The 8,613-nt window shown below is 47.0% G+C and carries 6 protein-coding genes; 3 read left to right on the top strand and 3 right to left on the bottom strand.

Going from position 1 to position 8,613, the window contains the following annotated elements; genetic code table 11:
- Positions 1-4 precede the first annotated feature (4 nt).
- Complete coding sequence (locus tag ACQY6Q_RS14510) at positions 5-160, top strand: LytTR family transcriptional regulator DNA-binding domain-containing protein (protein ID WP_427982435.1); 156 nt, start codon at positions 5-7, stop codon at positions 158-160.
- Positions 161-310: 150 nt separating this feature from the next.
- Positions 311-1,807 (top strand): carbon starvation CstA family protein, encoded by a 1,497-nt coding sequence (locus ACQY6Q_RS14515; RefSeq protein ID WP_427982426.1) that lies wholly within the window; start codon positions 311-313, stop codon positions 1,805-1,807.
- Between the two features lie 41 nt (positions 1,808-1,848).
- On the opposite strand, the gene ACQY6Q_RS14520 is transcribed toward ACQY6Q_RS14515, so the two are convergent.
- The 3 genes from ACQY6Q_RS14520 to ACQY6Q_RS14530 all read right to left on the bottom strand — a co-directional run bounded on the left by ACQY6Q_RS14520 (position 1,849) and on the right by ACQY6Q_RS14530 (position 6,993).
- The gene (locus ACQY6Q_RS14520) at positions 1,849-2,544 is read right to left on the bottom strand and encodes a TIGR01621 family pseudouridine synthase (protein ID WP_427982427.1); all 696 of its coding nucleotides are present in this window, start codon (positions 2,542-2,544) and stop codon (positions 1,849-1,851) included.
- A 67-nt stretch (positions 2,545-2,611) separates the two neighbouring features.
- Complete coding sequence (locus ACQY6Q_RS14525) at positions 2,612-6,340, bottom strand: DUF748 domain-containing protein (protein WP_427982429.1); 3,729 nt, start codon at positions 6,338-6,340, stop codon at positions 2,612-2,614.
- A 26-nt stretch (positions 6,341-6,366) separates the two neighbouring features.
- Positions 6,367-6,993 carry a LysE family transporter gene (locus ACQY6Q_RS14530; RefSeq protein ID WP_427982430.1) on the bottom strand — a complete coding sequence of 209 codons (627 nt, stop codon included), beginning with the start codon at positions 6,991-6,993 and terminating at the stop codon, positions 6,367-6,369.
- Between the two features lie 232 nt (positions 6,994-7,225).
- Between ACQY6Q_RS14530 and ACQY6Q_RS14535 the strand changes: the two genes are divergently transcribed.
- Entirely contained in the window at positions 7,226-8,470 is a 1,245-nt protein-coding gene (locus tag ACQY6Q_RS14535) for a GGDEF domain-containing response regulator (RefSeq protein WP_427982433.1), read from the top strand.
- The last annotated feature ends 143 nt before the right edge of the window (positions 8,471-8,613 follow it).

The raw sequence follows: 8,613 nt of genomic DNA on the forward strand, positions 1-8,613 counted from the left end.
GCTACTGCGCTGCCATCGGCAACACTTAGTGAACGTGGAAGCCATCTGCGAAATCGCCATAGAAGACAACGGCGGAGCTCAATTATTTACCCGCAGTGGTCAGCAACTGCCGGTAAGCCGACGTTACTTAAAAAGCATTAAACAGCACTGTGGTTTGTGAGAGCTCGCTCGTTCATCATCTTACCCCGCCGCTAAAAGGCTATTTTGACCGCTCAACAACAAATAGTACCGCTTAGTGAAACAGCGGCGGCGCTAAGAAAAGCTTTTCACTAAACTCTCCTCGATTACAACTAAGTATTGAGAGGACAACATGCTTTGGTTTCTAGTTTCAGTTGCTGCACTGCTCGGCGGCTACTTCATCTACGGGGCTTTCGTAGAAAAGGTCTTTGGCATTAAGGAAAAACGACAAACACCGGCTTATACCAAGCAAGATGGTGTTGATTACGTGCCCATGTCGAAGAAAAAAGTCTACTTAATTCAGCTACTCAACATTGCTGGTGTAGGCCCAATCTTTGGCCCAATCATGGGAGCTTTATATGGCCCTGCCGCAATGTTATGGATTGTGGTTGGCTGCGTATTTGCTGGCGCTACTCACGACTACTTCTCGGGTATGTTGTCGGTACGCAATGGCGGCGCTTCGGTTCCTGCATTATCGGGCCGCTACCTCGGTAAAAGTGCTCGCCACTTTATGAATATCTTCGCCATTGTATTACTGCTGTTAGTGGGCGTGGTATTTGTGTCCGCTCCTGCGGGAATGTTAACCAACCTGATTAACGACCAAGCCGGTGTTAGCCTTGGCTTAGGTACCATGGTCAGCGTTATTTTCATTTACTACATCATTGCTACCATTGTGCCCATCGATAAAATCATTGGTCGCTTCTACCCCTTGTTTGGCGCGCTGTTAATTTTTATGTCGGTAGGTCTAATTACCGCTGTAGCATTTTCTAGCGAGCACCAAGTGATGGGCAGCTTTGAAGTCAGCCAAATGTTCAGCAACATGAACCCTAATAACTTACCGTTATGGCCTGCGCTATTTATTACCATTGCTTGTGGTGCTATCTCTGGTTTCCATGCTACTCAGTCTCCACTGATGGCGCGCTGCGTAGAAAACGAGAAAAACGGCCGCTTTGTATTCTACGGCGCGATGATTGGTGAAGGTGTTATCGCCCTTATCTGGTGTGCTATCGCACTATCGTTCTTCGATTCTGTTGAAGGTTTACAAGCCGCTGTATCAAGTGGTGGTCCAGGTAAAGTGGTTTACGACGCCTCATTCGGCTTATTAGGCGTATTTGGTGGTATCTTAGCCTTCCTTGGGGTCGTGATTCTGCCGATTACCTCTGGTGATACGGCCTTCCGTTCAAGCCGCTTAATCTTGGCTGAATACTTCAACTTATCGCAAAAACCGATTAAGAACCGCTTACTCATCGCCCTTCCTATCTTTGTTATTGGCGGTATTCTTACTCAGGTAGACTTCGGTATTATTTGGCGCTACTTCGGTTTTGCCAACCAAACCACCGCGGTAATGATGTTATGGACAGCCACCGCCTACTTGTTGCGTCACAATAAATTCCACTGGATTACCACAGTTCCAGCAATGTTTATGACCACAGTAGTGACTACCTTCATCCTTAACTCAAGCACTTTAGGTTTTGGCCTACCGATGACCATCTCAACCGTTGCGGGTGTGGTATTCACTCTAGTGGTTACTGGCTTACTAATTGCCAAACTAAAAGGCATTGGTGAAGACGACTTAGATGAAGTAGAAGAAGTAGAGGCACCTAGCCTAAAAGCGGCTAACGAAGCCTAAGGCTTCAGCCTCTATCAAAAAAAGCCGCAATAGCGGCTTTTTTACGGCTGAGGCTTCGTTGCCAAGGCAGGAAAAGGCTGTAACCAAGGCTGCGACAAACTGGTAATTTTTTCGTATATTTGATAATCAGCAAACTCGCCATCCAAATTATCCAAGCCCACATAACTTAACAGCTGCTGCTGCCAAGTAAATTGCAATGCAAAGGCATGTAAATAACCGCGCTGCGCCGCCTCCCCACCATAACGGCTATCACCAAGAATGGGAGAGCCAAGACTTTTAAGGGCCACCCGTAGTTGATGGGTTCGCCCAGTATGCGGTTTTAACAAAAACAAACGCCGCTTGGGTAATAAGGAATAACTAAAAAACTGCGTCACCGCCGGATTGTTTAAGGTATGTCCCAACTTCCAACTACCATTACGGGCTTTTAACATATCCCCTTTGATTAAACCCTGCTTTTTCTTGGGCTTATGGCTGGCAATCGCTAAATAATACTTATTAATTAAGCCTTGGCTAAACAACTCTTGGAAGTGTGCCGCCGCCGTTTTGTTTTTTGCCAATATCAACAAGCCCGAGGTTAACTTATCCAATCGATGCACTGGCCATAAGTCCTGTTCAAACTGCTGACGCGCCAATTCAACCACGCCAAGCTGTCCAGACTCGGTATGAAAATTAAGCCCTGACGGCTTATTCACAATAATAAAATCGTCGTGTTCCGCCACTAAACGAAGCGCTTGCATGATTTGATTCCTGATAAAATACGCGGGCATTATCAACAACCCAGCAGCGAAAACAAGCTACACGGGTTTATTGAGTAAGAATACTCAAGCTCACCTCGGCTTTACCGCTTTGCTGCTGTAAGGCCTGACGCTGCACAAAAGCGCGGTCTAAGGCCAAGCCATGTTGTTCGGTTAAGGCATCTTTCACCGCAATAGCCCGCTGTTCGGCTAGCGCTTCTAGCTCGGCATCACTTATCTCTATTTGCTCTACAAGCAACTGATACCACAGGCTATACAACTCCAAATTAACATTGTCAGGGCCCAGTTGTTGTTGCTCACGGAGTCTAGCTGTGATCTGTTCGCGCTGCTCTTGGCGAAGACTGTCTTCCAAACGTTGTTGAGATAGTAGCTCTAGGGCTCGGCGCAGCGCTGGTTCCTCAAGCACCTTGCTCAGATTAATCAGCTCAACAGGGATGTCCGACTTGGCTTGAAGCTGTAACTGTTCGGCTAAGTGTTGGCGTTTTAATATTGGCACATCCAGCGCGGGATTAACCGAGCCAATAATCGCCATTTTTAGTTGTGGCCGCTTGGCTAAGCCCTTTACTAAGCTGCCTAACTTGCCATTTTGTTCCTCAAGCAATTGACTGCTACCAGCATCAAATACCAGCTGATTCAGCATTTCATCGCTACCAATTAAAGAACCCAATAAGGAAAAAGGCGAAGTGATGATCTTTTTAATCGCGTTGCCTAGGGCCTTGAATACTAGCCCCGCCACATTGAAGTCGGGGTCATTCACATCGCCGCTGACTTCCAATCCTAAATCGATGACTCCTTTGTCATCCTCTAGCAAGGCTATCGCCAATTCCACTGGCAAAGAGGTCGCTTTGTCGCTATTGGTGCGTTGCCCTAACTGTAACTGCTCGATATACACTTGGTTCGAACCCTGCAATTGACCTTGCTTTAATTTATAGGCCAAAGCCAAAGACATCTGCCCTCGCTCAATCACATAACCGGCGTAGGTACCCGAATAGGCACTTAAACGGGTTAACTCCAAATGGTTAAAATCTAAGGCGGCATCAAAGGTCGGTTGATTCGCCAAAGGAGCCACCTCCCCGGCAAAACTCACCGGCGCATAACCATCCACCTCGCCAGTTAAATTCACTTCTGCCAGTTGCTCGGGATCTTGGGTTAACGCGCCTAAATGGCCTTCTACCTGCTCAATGCGAGCAGAAAAGTTGGGGTTTAATGAGCGGTCGGCAAAGTCGACCAAACCTTGGCTAATTTGTGTTTGCCCGAGGCTGATTTGCCAAGGCACAGAGGCGCTCTCTGCTTCCCTCGAAGCGTTTTTGCTAGGCTCAGCTGTCTCTGTAGACTTAACAATGCCAGAGAGATTAGTTGAGAAGTCTTCGGCAATTTCAATCAAGAAATAGGGTTGAATAAAGTTCATCTCACCCAGCGCCAAGGTTTGTTTGGCGCTATCTAAATCGATGTTACTCAGGGTGAAGCTCGACCATTTTAATAAGTCTGACTGACTACGTTGGTCTTTAATATCTAAGTCATCAATGCGCAGCGGACCTTGTAGTTTCAGCGCTGGTTGCTCTAACCAGCTAACTTGTAACTTAAGCTCGCTAGTGACGGCCGCCGAGTCTAAAGCCAGCTCGGTAAACTGATTCAAATAGGGCTGATAAAAAGCCAATTGCCATTGCTTTAGCTGCAAGGCCAAGTCGGCCTGTTGCTGAGCGACATCAAGCTGTCCTTGCAGATCTAGCACCCCGCCTTGCTCGGCTTCAACCTGTAACTTTAGCGCAATGGGTGTGGCTAAGTCTGAGCTGATCTCACGAAGGCTGAGTTGTGGCGCCAACAACTGGTGTTTAAGCGCTTGGCCGGAAAAAGACTCAGTAAAATTAACCTTGGTATTGCGGGCATCAAGCTCAGCAATAGTAACTAACCAAGCTGGCTCTTGTGTGGGCGACTCTGCAGCCTCTGCGGCTACCACTGGCGCCTTAGTCTGAGCCGAAGAAGCGAGGCCCAAGTCTTGCAAAACGTCTAACTCGCCCAGCTGATTAATAGCCGCGCGCAATTGCAAATCTTGGCTATCCAGCTTGGCAATGGAAAGCGCCTGCTGATTAAGGTCAAAACTAATACCACTGGCAGTAAGCGACTGATTGCTCAGCCATGATGACTGTGGCGTTGCGCTTGGCACTAAATTCAGCTGTTCCACTTGCAGCTCGCCATCATGGCTCGCCACATTAAACGGCTCGGCTAAAGAGACTTCCAATTGACTGTTAAAGGACAAACGCCCCTGCTGCAAATTCAATTTAACAAAGGGCCGATACCACTTTTCAAGTTGGCTTAGTTGCAACTGGCTTAAGCCCACGTCACCGCTTAAACGCTGTTCTGGGCCGTCAAACAACAACTCTGCCTGTAGCGGGCTTTCATCATAAACTAGGGCTTGAATGGAAACAGCCGTCTGCTGCTGCATATCACTACTAAAGGGCCCTACTTTCACTTGTTCTAAAGCAAGCTGATGGGTTTTCTGGCTACCTAACCAAGATTCACCTAACTCCAACGCCAGCTGATTTAGCTCAATACTATTACTCGCTACCCGCCAGGCACTCTGGGTGGTTTCTTCTTCAGGGGCCTTCTCAAGCTCTAACGGTATAACCTCCGCCACAGAAGGCGCGGCTTCTGGCTCTGGCTCTGGCTCTGGCTCTGGCTCTGGCTCTGGCTCTGGCTCTGCAGCGAAAGACGCCAAATCAAGCCACGACAACCAATCTAGCTGTGAGTCAGCCGAAAAATTAGCTACCAAGTGCGCATCATTGAGTGCAATGTCTCCCAATTCAACTTGGCCTTGGCGCAAATCAAATGCCATGTTTTGCAAGCTCAAGGCTTCAAAGCTGGCCCTGGGTTGCGCAAAAGCTTCCACTTCGAAGTCACTGATAGCCAAGCGGCCATTTTGGGTACTCAGGTTAAAAGCATTCTGATAGTCAATCAGGTAATCCGAGCTCACTGATACCTTCCCTTGAGTAATTCGCATATCGGTATAAGGGCGCAGAAAATCAAACAGATTGAGCAAGTGCAAATCGCTGAGGCTAAGCTGACCTGATACTTGTGAAGCCGGCAGATCCACTAAGCCACTCCAAGAGAGTTGCCCGCCGTCCCCTACTCGCGCATCAATTTTGTAGGCATTGGCATCATCACCGGTTTTTTGAGTATAAAAATCGCTGAACGCCAAATCAAAACGAGAGATAGAAAGATCAATCACCTGCTCGGGTTGGTAATCACTCAAGGTAAACTCTGCTTGACGAAGGGCAAAATTATCGACCCGCAATCTAGGCACGCTACCCGGGCTTTCTTCATCGTGAGCTTCCGGCTCCACTTCGGTCGAGGGGAATAAACTAGCAATGTTTAAGGAACCATCTTTTAGTCGGCTGAGATGAAAAAACAAGCCATCTAATTCGACTTTTTCAAAGTTCCAGCTCCAGTAAAATAACGAGCTAAGGCTGAAATCAACGTATAAACGCTCAAAACTCAGCAGTGCCAGTGGGGCTTCGGGGTCTAATTCTGCGATGGCAAACTGTCTTAGGGTTAGCGATAACTTCAGTGGATGGAAACTCACTTCTTGTACGCTCACCGGGTGACCGCTCAATTCGCTTAATTGTGTTTCCAGTTGCTGTTTTAGCAGCCAAGGCAACAAACTCAGCGACACCACCACGTAAACCATAAATGCGCAGGCCAAATAGGCCGTCACCCGTTGCCAGCGCTTGCAAGACTGCCAAGCGCTGATCCATTTTCTCATCCAACTGGCAGCCTTCATGGCGCTCCCATTTTCCTAAGTTGATATTAACTTCGACTACTTAAAAGCAAACGAATTCCCAAACTCACCAATACCACACCCATGGTTCGGTCAAACCAATGGCCTACTTGCATAAATTTACGACGCACCCGCTCGGTACTAAATAACCAAGACACCATGCAAAACCATAGCATCGTGGCCACCACCATGTACAAGCCATAGCCCAGTTGCACAGCTAATGGAGTGCTGGTTTGTATCACTACGGTAAATAACGATAAGAAGAACAGCGTAGCCTTAGGGTTTAAACCATTGGTCATAAATCCACTGATGAAAGCACGCCGGTCACTTAATTTAAGCTCTTGGGAAGCGGCTAACTCGGGCATTTGCCTCTGCTTGGCTCGCAAGCCCTGAATACCAATCCAGATAAGATAAGCGGCGCCCATCCATTTGATTATATTAAACAACCAGATGGATTGAGAAATAATAAGACCAATGCCTAATACCGAATAACAAACATGAACCAAGATACCGCAGCCCACACCAATGGAAGTATAAATGGCTGAACGACGCCCTAGGGAAATACTATTTTTAAGCACCACCGCCAAATCAGGGCCAGGCGACGCCACCGCCAACAAATGCACCACCACCACCGTTAAAAATTCACCCCAGAACACAAGCAATCCTTATCTATGTGAAAACTCTAAGACTAACATTAATAACAAGCCATGCGGGCAAACTCAAGTTGCCAAAGCCTAGCAGCGCTAAAACTTACATGACGCGATAAAAAGCAATCATTACTTACAAAAATCAGCGGGCTCAGTGACTTAGTCTGCTATATTCTTTTTTAAACAGAACATGTCATTTGTCCAGACCCACACTAGCGTAGTGAGCGATAAGGAAGCAGTTGTGCAAAAGGTTCTCGTTGTTGAAGATAGTCAAACCGTACTTAAAGTGCTGCGCCACCTAGCCCCCCACCTAAACCAACTAGAAGCGGTATTTGCCTCAAGTTTAGAGCAAGCCAAAACTTTATACCACGCCGAACCCCACAGCTTTTTTGCCGCACTGGCCGATCTGCATTTACCTGATGCGCCGAATGGTGAATTAATCGATTTCCTATTAGACGTTCAACTTTCCACCGTAGTGTTATCAGGGTCTTTTGACGAACAGACCCGCTCTTTATTAATAGATAAGGGCGTGGTTGACTACGTACTTAAAGAGGGCCGTTATTCCTATTTACAAGCGCTAAATACAATTAACCAGCTGAACTTGAACCAACACATTAAAGTCTTAGTGGCAGAAGATTCCGAACTAGCAAGAAAACACATTGTAAACCTGTTAAAACGTAACTTGTTTAAGGTGGTAGAGGCCAATGATGGCATCGAGGCCTATCAACATCTACAAGATGACCCCGAGATAAAATTACTGATTAGTGACTATCAAATGCCCAATATGGATGGTTTTGCCTTAGTGCATAAGGTACGCCATACCATGGCACAACGCCGCATTGGTATTATTGGCCTATCAGCCGCGGGCAACGCCACTGTGTCGAGCAAATTTATCAAGAACGGGGCCAATGACTATTTAAATAAGCCCTTTTCAATTGAAGAGTTTCAATGCCGCGTCAATCTCAGCCTACATAGTTTGCGACTGATCGAACAACTAGAGAAAGCCGCTTACCAAGACTACTTAACTGCTATTCCTAATCGCCGCTATTTCATCGAACAAGGCCGCATTCTGCACCACAAGGCAAAACAAAAAAATACCCAACTGGCAATGGCGGTACTTGATATAGACCACTTCAAACGCTTTAACGACCAGCACGGCCATGAAGCGGGAGACGCGGTACTCTGTCATTTCGCTAGTCTACTAAAAACCAGCTTGGCTAAGTTTCTCTTTGCCCGGACCGGCGGTGAAGAATTTTGCGTGGCATTAAGCGGCTTAACTAATCCCAAAGCTTATCAGTTATTAGACGCCTTTCGAAAACAGGTCGCCAATACTCAGTTTTTCTACAAGGATGTACCCTTGTCCATCAGCGTCAGCATTGGCGTAACTAATCATCTAGAAGAACACATAGAGTCGCAGCTTAATCAAGCCGATGAGCGGCTATATAGGGCCAAAGAGGCAGGCCGCAACATCGTAGTTGGCGACTAAGTATTCTGCGGCAAATAATCGTTAATATCTATTTCATCTATCTGCTCTGGTTTGAGATAGGCCTTGGCGTAATCCAAGTAAATGCCCGAGTTTAAAAACAAGGCGAAGATATCCGCGTCAATATGTTGGTCATCACACATAAA

The organism is Agarivorans sp., from assembly GCF_050295395.1.
Classification (GTDB): domain Bacteria; phylum Pseudomonadota; class Gammaproteobacteria; order Enterobacterales; family Celerinatantimonadaceae; genus Agarivorans.

Coding starts and splice junctions, on each gene's coding strand:
- ACQY6Q_RS14525 (WP_427982429.1), bottom strand. CDS start 6,340: ATGAAGGCTGCCAGTTGGATGAGAAAATGGATCAGCGCTTGGCAGTCT.
- ACQY6Q_RS14515 (WP_427982426.1), top strand. CDS start 311: ATGCTTTGGTTTCTAGTTTCAGTTGCTGCACTGCTCGGCGGCTACTTC.
- ACQY6Q_RS14520 (WP_427982427.1), bottom strand. CDS start 2,544: ATGCAAGCGCTTCGTTTAGTGGCGGAACACGACGATTTTATTATTGTG.